The organism is Clostridium cavendishii DSM 21758 (assembly GCF_900141845.1).
In the GTDB taxonomy this organism is placed as follows: Bacteria; Bacillota; Clostridia; order Clostridiales; family Clostridiaceae; genus Clostridium_AG; species Clostridium_AG cavendishii.
In genome coordinates this window covers 73,906-92,715 of the sequence record NZ_FQZB01000012.1, presented here as the reverse complement: position 1 = coordinate 92,715, position 18,810 = coordinate 73,906, and the positions used below count along the sequence as shown (strand labels likewise).

General features: G+C 28.5%; 16 protein-coding genes and 1 riboswitch. Of the genes, 15 read left to right on the top strand and 1 reads right to left on the bottom strand.

Annotation, left to right across the window (positions count from 1 at the left end; all coding sequences use genetic code 11):
• Window positions 1–117 precede the first annotated feature (117 nt).
• From BUB01_RS14215 to BUB01_RS14155, 13 genes are all read left to right on the top strand, one after another.
• A complete protein-coding gene (locus tag BUB01_RS14215; protein ID WP_072989163.1) occupies window positions 118–876 on the top strand; it encodes an N-acetyltransferase in 759 nt (252 codons plus the stop codon).
• A 135-nt stretch (window positions 877–1,011) separates the two neighbouring features.
• Window positions 1,012–1,107, top strand: a riboswitch (purine riboswitch).
• Window positions 1,108–1,194: 87 nt separating this feature from the next.
• The gene (locus tag BUB01_RS14210) at window positions 1,195–2,490 is read left to right on the top strand and encodes an amidohydrolase (RefSeq protein WP_072989160.1); all 1,296 of its coding nucleotides are present in this window, start codon (window positions 1,195–1,197) and stop codon (window positions 2,488–2,490) included.
• Window positions 2,491–2,642: 152 nt separating this feature from the next.
• Window positions 2,643–3,665, top strand: a complete 1,023-nt coding sequence (locus BUB01_RS14205; RefSeq protein WP_072989157.1) for a PLP-dependent cysteine synthase family protein — start codon at window positions 2,643–2,645, stop codon at window positions 3,663–3,665.
• Between the two features lie 209 nt (window positions 3,666–3,874).
• On the top strand, window positions 3,875–4,798 hold the full coding sequence (locus tag BUB01_RS14200) for a DUF2268 domain-containing putative Zn-dependent protease (RefSeq protein WP_072989144.1): 924 nt from the start codon (window positions 3,875–3,877) through the stop codon (window positions 4,796–4,798).
• Window positions 4,799–4,870: 72 nt separating this feature from the next.
• Window positions 4,871–5,332: a hypothetical protein gene (locus BUB01_RS14195; protein ID WP_072989140.1), complete on the top strand. Its 462-nt coding sequence runs from the start codon at window positions 4,871–4,873 to the stop codon at window positions 5,330–5,332.
• Between the two features lie 460 nt (window positions 5,333–5,792).
• Window positions 5,793–6,740 (top strand): VgrG-related protein, encoded by a 948-nt coding sequence (locus BUB01_RS14190; RefSeq protein ID WP_072989137.1) that lies wholly within the window; start codon window positions 5,793–5,795, stop codon window positions 6,738–6,740.
• Between the two features lie 377 nt (window positions 6,741–7,117).
• Window positions 7,118–7,597: a hypothetical protein gene (locus BUB01_RS14185; protein WP_072989134.1), complete on the top strand. Its 480-nt coding sequence runs from the start codon at window positions 7,118–7,120 to the stop codon at window positions 7,595–7,597.
• Between the two features lie 231 nt (window positions 7,598–7,828).
• Entirely contained in the window at window positions 7,829–9,766 is a 1,938-nt protein-coding gene (locus BUB01_RS14180) for a sigma-54-dependent Fis family transcriptional regulator (protein WP_072989131.1), read from the top strand.
• 185 nt (window positions 9,767–9,951) lie between these two features.
• Window positions 9,952–11,025: a 2,3-butanediol dehydrogenase gene (locus BUB01_RS14175; RefSeq protein WP_072989129.1), complete on the top strand. Its 1,074-nt coding sequence runs from the start codon at window positions 9,952–9,954 to the stop codon at window positions 11,023–11,025.
• A 19-nt stretch (window positions 11,026–11,044) separates the two neighbouring features.
• Window positions 11,045–11,935, top strand: a complete 891-nt coding sequence (locus tag BUB01_RS14170) for a sulfide/dihydroorotate dehydrogenase-like FAD/NAD-binding protein (RefSeq protein ID WP_072989126.1) — start codon at window positions 11,045–11,047, stop codon at window positions 11,933–11,935.
• Window positions 11,935–13,317, top strand: coding sequence for an NADPH-dependent glutamate synthase (gene gltA / locus BUB01_RS14165; protein WP_072989122.1), 1,383 nt, complete (start codon window positions 11,935–11,937; stop codon window positions 13,315–13,317). Before BUB01_RS14170 ends, gltA begins: the two co-directional genes overlap by 1 nt.
• A gap of 428 nt (window positions 13,318–13,745) precedes the next feature.
• A complete protein-coding gene (locus tag BUB01_RS14160; protein WP_072989119.1) occupies window positions 13,746–14,372 on the top strand; it encodes a DsbA family protein in 627 nt (208 codons plus the stop codon).
• A 111-nt stretch (window positions 14,373–14,483) separates the two neighbouring features.
• On the top strand, window positions 14,484–15,083 hold the full coding sequence (locus tag BUB01_RS14155; RefSeq protein WP_072989116.1) for a nitroreductase family protein: 600 nt from the start codon (window positions 14,484–14,486) through the stop codon (window positions 15,081–15,083).
• A 415-nt stretch (window positions 15,084–15,498) separates the two neighbouring features.
• Here BUB01_RS14155 and BUB01_RS14150 read toward each other — a convergent pair whose 3' ends face one another.
• The gene (locus BUB01_RS14150; protein ID WP_072989114.1) at window positions 15,499–17,121 is read right to left on the bottom strand and encodes a recombinase family protein; all 1,623 of its coding nucleotides are present in this window, start codon (window positions 17,119–17,121) and stop codon (window positions 15,499–15,501) included.
• A 251-nt stretch (window positions 17,122–17,372) separates the two neighbouring features.
• Between BUB01_RS14150 and BUB01_RS23250 the strand changes: the two genes are divergently transcribed.
• Window positions 17,373–17,534: a hypothetical protein gene (locus BUB01_RS23250; RefSeq protein WP_159433254.1), complete on the top strand. Its 162-nt coding sequence runs from the start codon at window positions 17,373–17,375 to the stop codon at window positions 17,532–17,534.
• Window positions 17,535–17,945: 411 nt separating this feature from the next.
• Window positions 17,946–18,566, top strand: a complete 621-nt coding sequence (locus BUB01_RS14145) for a helix-turn-helix transcriptional regulator (RefSeq protein ID WP_072989111.1) — start codon at window positions 17,946–17,948, stop codon at window positions 18,564–18,566.
• Window positions 18,567–18,810: the final 244 nt, after the last annotated feature.

Sequence of the window (18,810 nt, the reverse complement as noted above, 5' to 3'; positions counted from 1 at the left end):
AATCTGCAAATACATTAATTTTAAATTATTTAATTATAAATAAGTGCTTTTTAAAAAACAATAAGACATAATGATGTCCTATTTCATTTAGTATAAATATGAAGGGAGGGATTTTATATGGAGATTATTAGTATAACGGAAAACAATATTGATAAAGAGCATATATGTTGTGTAGTTTCCGAAAAAAAAGGTGAATCATGTGTAAAAGCGAAAAAGGAATGGTTAAAAGAACGTTTTAAAGATGGTTTAATCTTTAAGAAACTAAATGTAAGAGGTAAAGTTTTTATAGAATATATACCAGCAGAAAATTCTTGGTATCCGATTAGTGCAGACGGATATATGGTTATAGATTGTCTTTGGGTATCAGGACAATATAAAGGTAAAGGAATTTCAAATTTATTGTTAGATGAATGTATTAATGATAGTAAGAAACAAGGTAAAAAAGGTATAGTTGCTTTAGCATCAAAAAAGAAACTTCCGTTTTTAACTGACGGAGATTATTTAAAATACAAGGGGTTTAAAATAGCAGATACTGCAGAACCTTATTATGAATTATTATATTTTCCTTTTAAAGAAGATTATTTAATACCTAAAATTAAACTTTGTGCTAAAAAAGGAAAAATATCAGAACAGGGACTTAGGATATATTATAGTAACCAATGTCCTTATACAGAGAAGTATGTTCAAATAGCAAAAAATATAGCTGATAGTAAGAAAATAGATTTAAAGATACAAAGGTATGAAAATAAAAAGCAAGCTCAAAATGCTCCATCACCATTTACTACCTATAGTTTCTTTTTTAATGGGAATTTCATAACCAATGAAATTTTGAGTGAAAAGAAGTTTATAAAGTTTATTGAAGAGAATAACTTATAAGTTAGAGCATAACATTAACAACTTCAATGGTTCGTTCTTTATATTAGAAAAAATAATAAGAATTTTAAAGGTATAATTGAATATAAATAATTTAGTTGAAAAATGATTATATATTTTATATAATTAAAAGTAAATTTTATATAATTAAACTTGACTTATATAAGTTCATAATTGGTTGAACGTTTCTACCAACTACCGTAATAGTTGATTATAAGTTAATTCTTTTGATGGAATTAACTTATGAATTCAGTTATTAGGGTAGTTTTTTGTGCTTAAAAGTGCTATTACTTAATAAAAAGATAAAATAGGAGGATTTTTATGTTAATTAAAAATATTACACTAATAGATGAAAATTATGATGTTATAAAAGATACTAATATAGTTATAGAAGGAAAGAAAATAAGCTATATAGGCAAAGAAATACCAGAAAATTATAATGGTTATATTTATGATGGAAGGAATAAGGTTGCAACTACAGGATTTATTAATACACATTGCCATGTACCAATGACTTTACTTAGGGGATATGGGGAAGGATTACCACTTGATAGGTGGTTAGGTGAAAAAATATGGCCATTTGAATCATTTCTTACAGATGAAGATTGCTATTACGGATCGTTATTAGGTATTTCAGAAATGTTCAAAAGTGGAGTAGTATCTTTTAATGATATGTACTTCAATTTGGAAGGAATATTGAAGGCTGTTTATGAGACAGGAATTAAGGCTAATTTGTCATATGGTTATGCTGATATTGAAGGAAGAAAAGATTATTTTAATGGAAATGCTTATAAAGAAACAAAGATGTTAAATGAATATATAAAAAATATTAATACTGATAGAATTAGAGCTGATGTTTCAATTCATGCTGTATATACTTCGTGTGAAGATTCAGTTAAAAAAATTTCGGAATATTGTAATAATACAGATATGAATATGCATATTCATTTATCTGAGACAGAGTTAGAAATAAAGGAATGTAAAAGAAGATTTGGTGTAACTCCAGTAGAATACTTTTTAAATTGTGGAACATTCAAAAGTAATACTATAGCAGCACATTGTGTTTATCTTGAAGGTGATGATTTTGATATACTTAGAGAAAATAATGTTACGGTAGCTCATTGTCCAAGCAGTAATTTAAAACTTGGAAGTGGTATAGCTCCTTTAAAATCTATGCTAGAACATGATATAAATGTAACTATTGGAACCGATGGTGCAGCAAGTAATAATAATTTAAATATGATAGAAGAGATTAATCTTGCAGCTTTATTACATAAAGGTGTTAATAAAGATCCATTATTTCTAAGTACAAAAGAAGTGATGAAAATTGCTTCTTTAAATGCTGCTAAGGCTCAAGGTAGAAATGATTGTGGAGCAATAAAAGTAGGAAACAGAGCTGATATTGTAATTTACGATTTTGATAGACCTCATATGCAACCTGTACATGATGTTCTAGCTAATTTAATTTATTCTGCACAATCAGACGATATATGTCTTACTATAATAGATGGAGATATAGTATATAAAGATGGAATATTTACAAATATAGATATGGAAAAAGTTTGCTATAATATAAATAGGATAAAGAAAGAAAAGTTAAAAATGGTAACTAAATAAATTAATTTTAGATGTAATATTTTATAAGTTTATTCTTCATAAAAATTCAAGATAATTTAGTATTACAAAAGGTATGAAATTAATAATATAGTACAACTCAAAACAATTTGCTCTTAAGCAGCATATATTACAATAATTGGGGGTGATAAAGTATGGTTATAAGTAAGAATATGGCCGAAAAATTTGAGCAGTTAGCTAGGATGATTGGTAATACACCAATGCTTGAAATTTCACTAAAATATAAAGGAGAAGAAAGAAAGGTCTATTCTAAAATAGAATACTACAACTATTCAGGGAGTATTAAAGATAGAGTTGCCTATAATATTATGAAAAATGCATACGAAGTAGGTATTATAAAAGAGGGAGATAGGATAGCTGAAGCAACAAGCGGCAATACAGGAATTTCTTTTGCGGCAATAGGGGCTTATCTTGGAAATCCTGTTACAATTTTTATGCCTGATTGGATGACTAAGGAACGTGTAAATATTATGAAGAGTTTTGGAGCAACTATTCGGTTAGTTTCTAAGGAAGAAGGTGGCTTTACAGGTTCTATTGAACTTGCAAATACAATGGGAGCCAAAGAAGGCGTATTTTTGCCTCAACAGTTTTCAAATCCCATAAATGTGGCTGCTCATTATGAAACAACAGGAAAAGAAATTCTAGACCAACTTTCTAAATTTGAGAAAACACCAGATGCTATTGTTGCAGGTGTTGGTACTGGTGGAACTATTATGGGTATAAAGAAGTCTATTCAGGAATTCTATCCAAATTGCAAGGCATTTCCTCTTGATCCATCCAATTCTCCAACAATGGCTTCAGGAGGAAAAATAATTGGAAAACATAGAATTGCTGGAATAGGTGATGAATTTATACCTAAAATTGTTAAACTAGATGAGCTTGATGATATTATTATGATTGATGATGCAGATGCTATAAATATGTCAAGGAAACTTGCTAGGACTTTAGGTCTTGGTGTTGGAATATCTTCTGGTGCAAATTTTTTAGGTGCTTTAAAAGCACAAGATATTCTAGAAAATAAGGATTCGGTTGTTGTTACAGTGTTCGCTGATGATAACAAAAAATATTTGTCTACAGATCTTATGAAAGAACAAACTATAAAGCCAGGCTATATGGCTCAAGATGTTGAACTAATTGGATTTAAAACTATCAAATAATTACTATATCAAAAAGGCTTTTATTACGAACAGTCTTACCTTTAGTTCAACAAATATTTGTTGAAAAGTAATATTAATATTTTGAAAAAATTTATTTAAGTTTAAATAGCTTCCTTAATTTTATAAGGGAGTTAATTTTTTTGTTAAATAAACTATTGACTCTAACGTTACGTGATAAGCTAGAATTTCCTTGAAAGGAAGATGATATTATGAATATTATATTAATACGGTCAGATGAAATTTACAAAAATATGATGAATTCATCAATAGAGAAGAGGGATGATATTTACAGATATGAAATGATGAAGCCTTTTGAATTTAAGTGGTCTTGTATCAATGTTCCAATTAAATCTATGCAAAAAAATGGCTACGATGTAATTATGGCCAGTAAAATGCTTGGATTTTTGCCTCCATCAGAAGTTGATACTACTCAAAGAAAAAATATTGAAATTATATCAAATGAGGGGTTATGGAAAGAATGTGAAGATACAATTAAACTTTCATTAGAAAGATTTACAAAGTTAGGCTATGAATTACCAGTAAATGATTATAGGTTTAGTATTGTACTTGGAAATCCTAAAAGTCCATATATATCAATGAGTGATGGGTATATTGGAGATGGAGGAATACCTGGATATATCTTTATAGGGATTGTACCAAATGAATATAACATAAGAAGAATTCCTGCTGCTTTGGCTCATGAATGTAATCATAATGTACGTTTTCAGTTTGAAAAGTGGAAAAATGATGTTACACTAGCAGAGATGATGATTTGTGAAGGACTTGCTGAAAATTTTGCAACTTCACTGTTTGGAGAGGAAATGATTGGACCTTGGGTAAGTAAAACAGATATAAATACTTTAAATAATTATATAAAGCCAATTATTAAGGAAGCTTTAGATGTACAAGGACTACCGAATATATCAGCTTACCTTTGGGGAGATGAATTTGCACAGCTTCAAGGATATTTTCCAGTAGGACTTCCTTATTGCGCAGGATATGCATGTGGTTATTATATGATCAAGCATTATTTACAAAAGACAGGGAAATCAATCGAAGAAGCTACGTTAATACCTGCAAGTGAGATTATGAAAGAAATGGATGACTTTTGGGACAATACAAGTCTTCAATAAAATATTAAATTACTTCACATAATATTATTTTATGCATATATTATACTATAAAAAAGAAGTGAGGTAATTATTATGGCATGTTGTTGTGATAACCATTTTGAAAATATAAATGAAGCAGAACTATCTAGACCGCAATTACAAAATGTACTTTCAGGAAATTTATTGGATTTAGGCTCTGCAGTAATTGGTGGAAATGGCCCTAATATAATATATAAAAATGGTAAACTAGTTTTAAATAGAGGAGTATATTTAGTATCTTATAGCACATCAGCAGTATGGACTACAACACCATATGGAACAAATGAAGCAATAATTGCACTAGCTTTTAATAGCAACCCTCTTTTAGATTCGGTTTCAAGGGTACAAGTACCTCCACAACCAGTAAATGTTGGATTAGTACCTTTTGAATTAAATTTATCTAAAACAATTTTAATAAATGTAGCTTTAAATTTCTCAACTCTAAGTTTGGTTAATCAAAGCGTAGCGGTTATGGGATTTGTGAACACAGTACTAACAATTGTAAAGATAAGATAATTAGTATTAGTGGATGTATTAAAATATTTAATAGATATATTTAATGTAAGATTAATTAGTATACTAGAAATTAATTTTAGAAATGAATTAGAACAAATAATTTGAATATAATGTAAAGCTTAGTATTTGAGGTTAAATTAAATACTAGGCTTTTATTGTATAGATATTAATAAAGAATGTTCTTTTATAAAAAATAAAAAATTTACAGCAAAAATTTAAATTTTAAAAGATAAATACTTGATATTTAAGCTTAATATACATATATTTTACAAATAATTTAAAATTTTAAAAAAATAATTTCAAAAATGCTATTAATTTTAGTATAGATTATACGATAAATAAAAAGTAAATAACTATATAAAATTTTGATAAGTATTTATTATAACAATTTATGAAAATAGTTATGAGAGTTTTAGGTTATAAAATGTGAAAATACTTTTAAATAAATGAGGTGAGTTTTATGGAGTTAAATAGAACTTCAACAAATAATACACTTTCAACCCAGTATAAAACTCAAACAAATAGTAAAACAGGTACTGCAGTTACTGAAACAAGTAAAGAGAACGCTGCTGTTGAAAAAGCAATGCAAGAAATGCTATTTTCTACTATGTTAACTAAGATGATGGGTAGTAAAGGTGATTCAATGATGTCAGAAATATTGCTAACTGCTCTAAGCAATAATGGTTCTTCTAGTTTAAGTAATTCATTAAGTGCAATGAGTGATTTTAGTTCAAATATAAGACAAAGTTCTATGTCATTATCTGGTGGTTATGATGGGACAAGTAATGGCTTTAATGGGTTAGGTTTACGTGCATCTAAATATGAATCTAATCTAGATCCAGGAGCAATAAGTAATACTCCAGGAGATTATGGCGGAAAATCTTATGGTGCATGGCAATTTTCAGCTAATACAGGATCTTTAAGTTCATTTATAAATTCACTTAAAGATAAGGATAGCAATTTATATAACAAGTTTATGAATGCAAAAATCATTGATGGTAATACTTATGGGGCTAATTTTGATAATGTATGGACTCAAGAAGCTCGAGGTAATAGAAATGAATTTTTAGGACTTCAACAGCAATATATAAAAGAAAACTTTTATGATAAAGCTGCAGCTACATTAAAGTCAAAATATGGTTTTGATATAAGTGAGAAAAGTAATGCTTTAAAGGAAAGTTTATGGTCTACAGCGGTACAGCATGGACCTGGTGGAGCTGCGTCTATATTCTCTAAATTAAATTTAAATGGTAGTGATGCTAACATTATTAATGATTTATATACTGAACGTCAAAAAGTTAATATATACTTCAGAAGTAGTTCTTCACAAATAAGACAAAGTGTATATAATAGATTTACTAGAGAAAGACAGGATATGCTTAGTATGTTAAATGGGCAAAGTGTTTAAATGAGATAGGTGGCTCTTATAAAATACATCGATTTATATAAAATAATGAATTTGGAAAATCCTACGTATAAGTAAAACGTAGGATTTTTTCGTGTAATATTTTCTTAAATATAACTTTGCTAATAAATATTTTAATTTATTTATTAAAAATAGTAGGTTAATTTTTATAGACTTTACAAAATAAATTTTGCCACAAGATCTTCTTTTAATTTTATGCATAATTCAATATAAGGTTTCCAATAATATCTATATAAGAAAGGTGGTGTTAAAGTGTGAGAAATAAAAAATACTGCTATATTGAAAATATTTTATTGATTTTTTCTAAAATGTTAGTTAAAACAATTAATGCATAGAAAATATATTTAGGAGGAGTGGCCATGAAAATGATAAAAAAACTTATATTCTCAATATTAATCGGAATTATAGTAATTACTTTTTCTCAATTTAATGTTAAAGCAGATGAGTCAACAAAGCATGTAAGTGGAAATGTTAAGAAAGTAATAAATGTAGGTGATAGCAGTGTTGAAATCGAAGTAACAAATATGGAATTAACAGAAGATGGAGTACAAGTATATTGTAGCTTGACTAATAATACTGATGATTCTTACATACTATTTAAAAATAACTATTACATAATTGATAGAGATAAAAATGATTACTCAACCTGTTTAAATGATGATAATCGTGTGACAGTACGATCTGGTGCTAAAAATGAATTTACTCTAAAATTTAAGGGTGTTGATATTGATAAAGGACCATTTATATTAAGAGGTAAAGCAAATGAGAAATATACTTTATTTGTTGGTCCTGAGGGTGGAACAGATGTATCATTTACTTTTTCAGCAGATACCGATTAGAAAAATATTTAAATTTTAAAGTTACTGGCAATGAAATTAGTTGAAAAGTAAATTAGTGTGGAACAAAAAAGAGATTACTAGTTTTAAACTTATAATCTCTTTTTAATTATATTTTCTTAGATTTTTTTATAAATACCTTTTTATGTATAGAAAAATGTATAATTATTAAATCACTTTTGTGCTATTATAAGTTATAATAAGATTTAACAGTTCTAAATGAAGGGGGATATTGTGGAAGATTATACAAGTAATATAAAAAATAGTTGGGAACAATTCGTATATAATGATATAATTGATGAAACTATAAGAAAAGATATCTTAGAATCATGGATTCGTTGTAAAAAATATGGAGTTAGTCCTATGGGTGGTAAGGGAAAAAACAAAAATAATGATATAAAAGCGCTTATAGAGAGAAATCTAGAATTAATAAATGTTGCAAAATCTGTTATGGAAAGTATCTATAAGATAGTTGAAGGGTCAGGCTTTGCTATAATCTTATCAGATAAAGAAGGTTATATACTTGAGGTTATTGGTGATAAAGATATAATGGAGAGAGTAAATGAATTGAATTTTTTAAGAGGTGAATTATGGAGTGAAGAAGCTGTTGGTACAAATGCTATAGGTACAGCGCTTTACTTGAATAAACCAATGCAAACAATAGGAGCAGAACATTTTGGAAGTGATCAACATTCTTGGACATGCTCCGCATCACCTATATATGATGAAGATAGAAATGTAATAGGTTGTATAAATATGGCTGGAAATTATTATGATGCACACTCGCATACATTAGGCATAGTAACATCGGCAGCAGAGTCAATACAAAAGCAATTAGCATTAAGTAATTCTTATAATCTTTTAAATATAACCTTTAACTCTATATCAGATGGAATGATAGTTATAGATTCTTTTTCTAGTATTAAAAGAATTAATGGTAGAGCTATGGAAATATTAGGACTAACATTAGAGGAAACTATAAATTTAGATATTAAAAATTTTATTACTAATATAGATTTTAAAAGTTTATTAAAAGAAACAGGCAAAGAAATACATAACAGAGAATGTGACTTAAAGGGCAAAAATAAAAATATAAAATGCATTATTAGTGTAGTTCCAATGAAATCAAATAATAAAAATATTGGAATTGTAATAACCTTTAAAGAAATAAAATATGTACATAAATTAGTTAGCAAATTAGCTGGCTTTAAAGCTAGTTATACATTTGATGATATAGTGACAAGAAATGATAAGATGATATCTATGATAAAATTTGCCGAAAAGGTAGCAAAAAGTGATTGTAATGTATTAATTGAGGGAGAAAGTGGTACAGGTAAAGAGCTTATAGCTCAATCATTACATAATGGTAGTAAAAGAAAGAATGGGCCCTTTGTTGCTGTAAATTGTGCATCTATACCTAGAGAACTTGTGGAAAGTGAGCTTTTTGGTTATGAAAAAGGAGCTTTTACAGGAGCTACTAAAGAAGGACATGCAGGAAAATTTGAAATTGCAGATGGAGGTACTATATTTTTAGATGAAATAGGGGAACTTCCCTTAGATATGCAAAGTAAGTTGCTTAGAGTTTTAGATAATGGAAAGATAGTTAGAGTTGGAGGAACTTTTGAAAAACAGTTGGATGTAAGAGTTATTGGCGCTACTAATAGAATATTGAAAAAAGAAGTACTCAACAAAAACTTTAGAAGTGACTTATATTATAGGTTAAGTGTTATGAATATAAAAACACTCCCTTTAAGAGAACGTAAAGAAGATATAGAATTATTAGTTAATCATTTTACTCAAAGTTTATCAATTAAGAGTGGTGAAAATTTAAAACAAATTTCTTCAGATTATATAGAAATTTTAAAGAATAATTATTGGGACGGAAATGTTAGGGAACTAAGGAATGTTGTAGAGAGAGATTATTATTTAAGTGAGGATAATATTCTAAATTCATATCAGATAGAGGAATTAAAAAAGACAGAAGATCTAGAAGTGGAAACTGTATATGAAAATAATGAAGTGCTAAGTATGGAAATCTTAGAAAAAAGAGAAATACAAAAAGCTATAGAAAAAACTAATGGAAATATGGTTAAGGTAGCTAAGTTATTAAATATAGGAAGAGCTACCTTGTATAGGAAAATAAAAAAATATAATATTGTCTATAAAAATTAATGTGTATCAAAATGAGAAAAATAAAAAAAGTGTACCAAAATGAGATAAAGTATTGTTTCATTTTGATACACTTTTTGCTTTTTTAAATTTATAATTCAGTAAAATATGGGGATTATAATTTTGGCATAAATATTGCTTTGTATAAATTGTGAATAGTTTAACAGGGAAATTAGGAGGAGAAAAATATGAAAGCAGCATTATGGTATGCAAAAAAAGATGTTAGAGTTGAAGAAATAGAAGAACCAATAGTTACTAAAGGAAGCGTAAAAATAAAAATCAAGTGGTGTGGTATATGTGGTTCTGATTTACATGAATATTTAGGTGGTCCAATTTTTATACCAGTAGGAACACCACATGCTTTAAGTAAAGCTACTGCACCTGTTGTATTAGGACATGAATTTTCAGGAGATGTAGTTGAAGTTGGGGGAGGTGTTTCTAAATTTAAAGTTGGAGATAGAGTAATAGTTGAGCCAATAGTAGCATGTGGAAAATGTCCAGCTTGCTTAGAAGGAAAATATAATTTATGCGAACATTTAGGATTCCATGGACTTTGTGGAACAGGTGGGGGACTTGCTGAGTACACTGTATTTCCACAAGAGTTTGTACATAAAATACCAGATTCTATGAGTTATGAACAAGCTGCACTTGTTGAACCAATGGCAGTTGCACTACATTCTATAAGAATGGCTGATTTCAAAATAGGAGATACAGCATTAGTTTTAGGATCTGGTCCAATTGGACTAGCCACTATTGAATGTTTAAAAGCAGCTGGTGCTAAACTTGTTGTAGTTTTACAAAGAAAATCAGTAAGACAAGAATATGCTAAGAGAGCAGGAGCAGATTTTGTATTAGATCCAAATGAAGTTGATATAGCAGCAGAAGTTAAGAAACTTACAAATGGAGTAGGAGTAGATGCAGCATTTGAAACTACAGGAGCAAAAATAGGTTTTGATACAGGAATTGATAGTTTAAAATTTGCAGGAACTATGGTAGTTACAAGTATATGGGAAGAAGGCTTAATGTTTAATCCAAATGCTTTAGTATTTACAGAGAAAAAGATTGTTGGAACATTAGCTTATAGACATGAATTTGAAGCAACTATGGCACAAATGAATGATGGAAGAATAAAGGCTGAAGGATATGTTACAAAGAGAATTCATTTAGATGATATTGTTAAAGAAGGCTTTGGAGCATTAACAGGCCCAGAAAAGAAGAAGCACGTTAAAATACTAGTAACACCAGATAAATCACTTTTATAGTGATAGGAGGTAATATAAAATGTACAAGATATTAAGAAAGAAAGTTCTAGCGCAAAACATATATTTAATGGATATAGAGGCACCAAGAGTAGCAAAGTCTTGTTATCCAGGACAATTTGTTATAGTTAAAATTGATGAGAAGGGTGAAAGAATACCTCTTACAATATGTGACTATAACAGAGAAGAAGGTAGTGTAACTATAGTGTTACAAACTTTAGGGGAATCAACTCAAAAAATGGTTTCTTACAATGAAGGAGAAAGTTTTTTAGACTTCGTAGGTCCATTAGGTAGAGAATCAGAATTAGTACATGAAGATTTAGATAAGTTAAAGAATAAAAAAATAATATTTGTAGCTGGTGGGGTAGGAACTGCACCTGTGTACCCACAAGTTAAGTGGTTACATGAAAATGGAATAGAGGCAGATGTTATAGTAGGAACTAAAACAAAGGAAACATTAATATTAGAAGAAGAAATGAAAGCTGTTTCTGGAAACTTATATGTAGCAACAGATGATGGAAGCTATGGAGCAAAGGGATTAGTAACAGAAGTATTAAAAGATCTAGTAGTTAATAAAGGAAATAAATATGATCTTTGCATATCTATAGGTCCTATGATAATGATGAAATTTGTTACAATGTTAACAAAAGAATTAAACATAAATACAATAGTAAGCTTAAATCCTATAATGGTAGATGGAACAGGAATGTGTGGAGCATGTAGAGTAACTGTTGGAGATGAAGTTAAGTTTGCTTGTGTAGATGGACCAGAATTTGATGGGCATCTTATAAATTTTGATGAAGCTATGAGAAGACAGACTATGTATAAAACAGAAGAAGGAAGAGCCATCTTAAGAAAAAAAGAAGGTTCAACTCATCATGGTGGTTGTGGAAATTGTGGAGGTGAAAAATAATGCTTAAATTAAAAAGAACTCCAGTAAGAGAACAAGAACCAAAAGTTAGAGCAAAGAACTTTGAAGAAGTATGTTTAGGATATAATATGGAAGAAGCAATGGAAGAGGCAAATAGATGTTTAAATTGTAAAAATCCAAAGTGTGTTACAAAATGTCCAGTAAATATAATGATACCAGAGTTTGTAAGCATGGTTAAAGAAGGAAAAATAGAAGAAGCTGCAAGAGTGATAGCAAATTATTCAGCACTTCCAGCAGTATGTGGAAGAGTATGTCCACAAGAAAGCCAATGTGAAGGACAATGTGTCTTAGGCATAAAAGGAGAAGCAGTAGCAATAGGAAAATTAGAAAGATTTGTTGCTGACTGGTGTAGAGAAAATGGAGTCTTTATAGGAGATAAAAAAGAGCAAAATGGTAAAAAGGTAGCAGTTATAGGAAGTGGTCCAGCAGGGCTTGCTTGTGCTGGAGACCTTGCAAGACTAGGATATGAGGTAACTATATTTGAAGCGTTACATGAAGCGGGCGGAGTTTTAGTATATGGAATACCAGAATTTAGACTGCCAAAGGATACAGTAGTTAAGACTGAAATAGAGAATATCAAAAAACTAGGTGTTAAGATAGAAACTAATGTTATAGTTGGAAGAACTGTAACAATAGAGAGTTTAATGAAAGATGAAAATTTTGATGCTGTATTTATAGGTTCAGGAGCAGGACTTCCAAAGTTTATGGGAATACAAGGAGAAAATTCAAATGGTGTTTTCTCAGCAAATGAATTTTTAACAAGAGCAAATCTAATGAAGGCATTTAAAGAAGGTTACTCAACTCCAATAAAAGTTGGAGAAAAGGTAGCTGTAGTTGGTGGTGGAAATGTTGCAATGGATGCTGCAAGAACAGCTTTAAGATTAGGTGCAGAAGTTCATATAGTATACAGAAGATCAGAGTCAGAACTGCCAGCAAGATTAGAAGAAGTTCATCATGCAAAGGAAGAGGGGGTAATATTTGATTTATTAACAAACCCTATAGAAATAATAGCAGATGAAAAAGGCTGGGTTAAGGGTATGAAATGTATAAGAATGGAGCTTGGAGAACCTGATGCATCAGGTAGAAGAAGTCCAATAGAGATTGAAGGTTCAGAATTTATATTAGATGTAGATACAGTTATAATGTCATTAGGAACATCACCAAATCCATTAATATCATCAACAACTAAAGGACTTGAGGTAAATAGAAGAAGATGTTTAGTTGTAGAAGAAGAAACAGGACTTACTACTAAAGAAGGTGTATATGCAGGTGGAGATGCTGTTACAGGAGCTGCAACAGTAATACTTGCAATGGGAGCAGGAAAGAAAGCTGCAAAAGCAATAGATGAATATTTAACTAAATAGGGTAGTATTTTAATATTATAATAATTTATATTACTAAAACTAACATTAAGTTTAGTTTTGTAAAATATATATAAATAAGTTGTAGAAAATAATTTTATAATTAAAAAAATTTAACTTAGGGATGTAGCCAAATGTTGCATCTCTGAGTTTTTTATTTTCTTATAGAACACCTGTTATTGTATAGACAAACAGTATACTGCATAGCTTTTTAGATAAAATAATAAGCCTATATGTAAAAAAACAATAATTAGTTTTATTTAATAAAAATTATTGACTTTTTATTTAGATGAAACTATAATGGTTACAACGGGGTGTTTAATATAAGAATAAAAAATAGATTTTCTATAGGGAAAATATTTTTTTATCCCTGTTGTAACTCTTTCGGTTACAATGAGCGTAAAATAAATTCATTTAGGAGGATAAAAATTATGAAAACAAAAATATATTATGTTATGGATACTATGTGTGGTTGGTGTTATGGATTTAGTGATGTAATAACAAAAATAGAGGAAAAATATAAAGAAGACTATGATTTTGAAATATTACCTGGTGGAATGTGGACTTATGATAACGTGAAAACTATGAATAAGAGTCTAGGAGAATATATAAAAGGGCATAACTCAAGAATAGAAGAATTAACTGGCAAAAAATTCGGACAAAATTTTAATGAAAATATATTAGGAAATTCTGATATATTTTTGGATAGCCTTCCAGGAGCAAAAGCTTTAGTTTTAATTCAGAAATTAAATAAGGATATTACTTTTAAGTTTTTAAAGAAAATTCAAGAAGCATTTTTTGTACATGGAAAGAACGTCAATCAAATAGAAACATACACAGAAATAGCTGAAAGTTTTGGAATGTCTAAAGAGATATTTGAAAAAGAATATCTTTCAAAAGAATTAGAACAAGATACTATTAAATATTTTAGCATGGTTAATTCAATAGGTGCATTAAGCTTTCCTACAGTTATTGCAGTAAATGGTGACAAAGCTAAAATAATAGCTCAAGGATATAGTACTTTTAACGAATTAGATAGGGCGATTTCTTCTATATAATATTATAAAAAAATATGTAGAGTTCATAATAATAAATATTTATGTAAAAGCTAAGAATTAGGATAGTTATAATATTAATAAAATAATAAATTATTAGGAGGCAATTAAAAAATGACAAAAGATTTTTATACAGCTGTAAAAGAAAGACGTAGTATATATGGAATTAGCAACGAAACAACAATATCAAATGAAAGGATTGAAGAGGTTATAGCAGATGCTGTAAAATATACCCCTACAGCGTTTAATTCTCAGAGTGGAAGAGTTGTTGTATTATTTGGAGATAATCATAAAGAATTGTGGAATATAACAAAGGAAGGCTTGAGAAAAATTGTTCCAGAAGATAAATTTGCTCCTACGGAGGAGAGAGTTAATTCATTCTATAATGGATATGGTACAGTATTATTCTTTGAAGACACTAGTGTAGTTGAATCACTTCAACAACAATTTGCTCTTTATAAAGATAATTTTCCTAATTGGTCTCAACAAGCAACAGGTATACTTCAATATGTAGTGTGGACATCATTAGAAGTTGAAGGACTTGGAGTATCACTGCAACATTACAATCCGTTAATTGATGAGGAAGTAAGTAAAAAATGGAATATACCAAGCAATTGGAAATTTATAGCACAAATGCCATTTGGAAAACCAACAGCAGCACCAAAAGATAAAGAATTTGTTCCAGTAAATAATCGTATGAAAGTATTTAAATGATTGAAATATAAGTATTAATAAAGTTAATAGTAAATAATTAAAAAGGTCTGTATCAAACTTATTTTAAAGTTAGTTTGATGCAGAACTCTTAATTGTGTATTAAATCAATATATTTTAAAAAAAAATTGTTTTTTGCTTTAATAAAATAAGTACAGTTAGTGGTTCTGCACGTTAATATTATATAAAATAAATTTTATAGTTCCCTTACTTTTTAATAGACACTTAAAATAAAAAATTAAAACTTAATCTTCTTAAGTAACAAAATAAAAATTTTAGGATAATTTAATAAAGAGAGTATTTTTTGAGGTGGTCCTTTAATGAACTATGAAATGATAGATTGTATTGATGCGGGAACTGAATACTGTGCTTTGATTATAAAACAACGATTTTTTGGTTAAAAATAGTTCTACAAATTCTATTTCTTTTTATCACATAGAAGATCAACAATAACATCAAAGGTTTTAGTATTAAAAGAAATACTTTTAACTACACTCTGGAGCATAAACCGCCTTTGAGTAATATCCTTTATTAAATCAAAAGTAGAATCAAATCTTTTAAGCATATTTATAATCATATAAATATCTTTAAGCTTAGTAGTAACCTCGTTTCTATCATTATTAATATTTTCAAGCTCTTGCTTTAAATTAGATATATCAAAATTAATAGTTTCAATCTCTTTAAAAATGTATTTGGATATTTCTTCACTTGGACTTAATGAAAGTTTTTTGATAAGACTAGAAATCAAATTTTGTTTCTCTTCAATTTCATTAGTTATAATAGACTTGCGATTTGTAATAGCAGAGGTTACATTATTTTCATTTATAACCTCAGTTAAGTTCTTTATTAGAAAATCAGTATTGTAATTTTTTATCTCACGTAATACAAGATTATCAAGTCTATCAACTCTTATATTACTACTAGTACATTTCTTTCCATAAGAGCTATCTTTTTTACTACATACATAGTAGTCATAACGTATAGAAGGATCTTTTTTAGAAGTGTGACCTTGCTTTACTAACATCTTGCTACCACAGCAAGCACAATTTAAAAGACCAGTTAGAAGTGCATTATTACTAGTTCCAGTACCTAATCTAGAGATTTTCTTACTCTTATTCTTATTAATTAAAGACTGAATAGCTAACCAATCATTAGCATTTATAATACCTGCATGCTTTGCTACAGCTGCAATCCATTCAGACTTATCTCTATCAGTAGCTATATTTTTAGTTTTGTTATAAGTCAAATATCCATGACCATTAGGCTCTCCAAAGACATTAATACCCTGGAGCTTTAAAAAATTATGAGTCTCTTCTGAAGACTTAACATAAATAGGGCTAGTTAAAATCCTATTTACCTGAGTAGGAGCCCATTCACCTTCATTCTTACCTTTTATACCAGAAAGGTTTAAAAATTTAACTACCTGAGAGATAGATTTAAGCTGCAAATACTTTGAAAAGATTAACTTAATAACTTCAGTTTCCTCAAGGATAGGAGAAAGTTTCATAAGACTTCGTTCCTTCATTTCTTCATCTATATAAACTATCTTCTCAGCAGAAAAACCTAAAGGTTCCTGACCACCAAGCCAACGCCCTGTCTTAGCAAGTTGAAGCATATTATCCCTAACACGCTCTGCAATAGTCTCCCTTTCAAGTTGTGCAAAAACACTAGATATATAAACCATAGCTCTCCCCATAGGAGTAGTAGTATCAAATTGCTCCTTAATAGATACAAAAGCTACATTATGTTTTTGTAATAACTCAAGTGTAGTAGAAAAATCAGCCACATTTCTTGAAATTCTATCAAGCCTATAACAAATAAGAATATCTACTTTATTCTCTTTAACATCCTTTAATAACTCTTGAAATTTAGGTCTATTAACATTACCTCCAGAAAAGCCCTCATCTTCATATATAAGAAATTTTTCAACCTTTTCATCAAAATGCTTGGTAGTATACTCCTTACAAAGCTCTATTTGATTCTCTATAGACTCACCTTTACCAGTAAAAACAGACTTACGAGAATATATTGCGGCAATCATTAGCATTACCTCCTCACACAAAAGATAAATTTTATATATTTAATTCTTAAAAACAATTCATTTATAAATTCAAAGTAAAATAATATCTGAAATTAAGCTTTTTGTAGTATTCTATTTAAAAATTATTCTATTAATAACTAGGAAATAGATTATTTAGAAGTTATTTATTAGATAAAAAGAAAAAGCATGAAAGAAAGCTAAAATTAAGGCATATTAATATAAGGTACAGCTATATTAAAGGAGGTTAGTGCATGGCAAAATTAGACAAGCCGATAAATGTAATTGTAAAAGGTGAGTTTAATGAAAAGCTACAGGATGCATATACAAAAAGGTTAGCTATTGCACTATATGCTCAGTTTGGAAGAGAGAAATGTTTAGCGATAGTAGAAAATCTTAAAAATCAAAAAGAGTAATTTACTAATAGGATTAATAGATAGGGATAGATGAAAATAAAAGAAGAAAGGCTAATATTATGTTGAAAATAGAGCTTTAAAGAAATTAAAATGCATAAGTTATAAATTAAGTATTTGATTATTTTATTAAAAGTGTTCAGAGCTAATGGGTTCGTCTTTCTTCTAAAATATTTAGTTATTATGGGATAATTACTAAAATTAATAGAGCTGTGATTAGTTATTTTACTAAAACTAAAAACAAAATGAATATAAAACATAAGTAGCATCATGATTCTAATTCATGGTGCTTTAAATTTATATATGTTGCAATTAAATGTAGAATTTTTAAATTATATTGTAGAAATCATATTATAACATATAGAGTCACTTCAGAATAAAAATTTGAAAAAGAATGAATAAAAATAGAGATAAATGAGCGCTATCTTTGAAAAATGTAAAAGGATTTACAATTTAATTGTAGAAATACTTATAAAGGGAGGTGGTATTATTAGTAAAATTGGAAATGCATTGAAGATGGCTGTAATGTTACAAAGTAGAGGACGAATGAAGAGTATAGATTTAGCTAGGGAACTTGAGGTGAGTGAAAGGCAAATTAGAGAATACAGAAGTTATTTAGAGCAGGCTGGTATTTTCATATTTAGTAAATCTGGAGTTTATGGAGGATATGAACTTTCGAATGATGGAAATTTATTGAATCTTAATATAAAGTCAGAGGATATAACAGTCATTGAGATGGTAAATGAGCAAATGAAATTTAATAATGATATTTATAAAAAAGAATTTCAAGAAATAGTAAATAAAGTTAAAGCTACTATCAATATGAAAAATGGTGCAAAAGAATCTATGAATTATTTTGTGGTTGAACCAAAGGGGAATTTTGATATTGAAGAAGAAAAGAAAAAATATAGAGAGATAAATATTGCTTTTATAACAAAAAAGAAAATGAAAATAAAATATTACTCATTATCATCAGGTTTAAGTGAAAGAGTTGTGCATCCTTATGTTGTATATAGCTATAAATCAGATAAATAGCAGGCTTTATTTATTTTGACAGAGGTTTATGGTATAAAGAAATAGATTATAAATTAGGTAAAGAATTAAATACTCTTTAGAGGATTAATTTAGCTTTAGAACTGTTAAATTTTTAGAAGTGATAAAAGTGATCTTAGAACCGGATGGAGTAGTAATTGATTTTATAAAGAATTGAGAAATGTCAGATTTAAGCTAACAAAACCAATTAAGCAGGAATAGGAACAAAATAGAAGTTTTACTCTTT

Excerpts from the sequence above, each read along its gene's own strand:
- BUB01_RS14215 (WP_072989163.1), top strand. The coding sequence starts at position 118 with ATGGAGATTATTAGTATAACGGAAAACAATATTGATAAAGAGCATATA.
- BUB01_RS14210 (WP_072989160.1), top strand. The coding sequence starts at position 1,195 with ATGTTAATTAAAAATATTACACTAATAGATGAAAATTATGATGTTATA.
- BUB01_RS14205 (WP_072989157.1), top strand. The coding sequence starts at position 2,643 with ATGGTTATAAGTAAGAATATGGCCGAAAAATTTGAGCAGTTAGCTAGG.
- BUB01_RS14200 (WP_072989144.1), top strand. The coding sequence starts at position 3,875 with ATGAATATTATATTAATACGGTCAGATGAAATTTACAAAAATATGATG.
- BUB01_RS14195 (WP_072989140.1), top strand. The coding sequence starts at position 4,871 with ATGGCATGTTGTTGTGATAACCATTTTGAAAATATAAATGAAGCAGAA.
- BUB01_RS14190 (WP_072989137.1), top strand. The coding sequence starts at position 5,793 with ATGGAGTTAAATAGAACTTCAACAAATAATACACTTTCAACCCAGTAT.
- BUB01_RS14185 (WP_072989134.1), top strand. The coding sequence starts at position 7,118 with ATGAAAATGATAAAAAAACTTATATTCTCAATATTAATCGGAATTATA.
- BUB01_RS14175 (WP_072989129.1), top strand. The coding sequence starts at position 9,952 with ATGAAAGCAGCATTATGGTATGCAAAAAAAGATGTTAGAGTTGAAGAA.
- BUB01_RS14170 (WP_072989126.1), top strand. The coding sequence starts at position 11,045 with ATGTACAAGATATTAAGAAAGAAAGTTCTAGCGCAAAACATATATTTA.
- gltA (WP_072989122.1), top strand. The coding sequence starts at position 11,935 with ATGCTTAAATTAAAAAGAACTCCAGTAAGAGAACAAGAACCAAAAGTT.
- BUB01_RS14160 (WP_072989119.1), top strand. The coding sequence starts at position 13,746 with ATGAAAACAAAAATATATTATGTTATGGATACTATGTGTGGTTGGTGT.
- BUB01_RS14155 (WP_072989116.1), top strand. The coding sequence starts at position 14,484 with ATGACAAAAGATTTTTATACAGCTGTAAAAGAAAGACGTAGTATATAT.
- BUB01_RS14150 (WP_072989114.1), bottom strand. The coding sequence starts at position 17,121 with ATGATTGCCGCAATATATTCTCGTAAGTCTGTTTTTACTGGTAAAGGT.
- BUB01_RS23250 (WP_159433254.1), top strand. The coding sequence starts at position 17,373 with ATGGCAAAATTAGACAAGCCGATAAATGTAATTGTAAAAGGTGAGTTT.
- BUB01_RS14145 (WP_072989111.1), top strand. The coding sequence starts at position 17,946 with ATGAGCGCTATCTTTGAAAAATGTAAAAGGATTTACAATTTAATTGTA.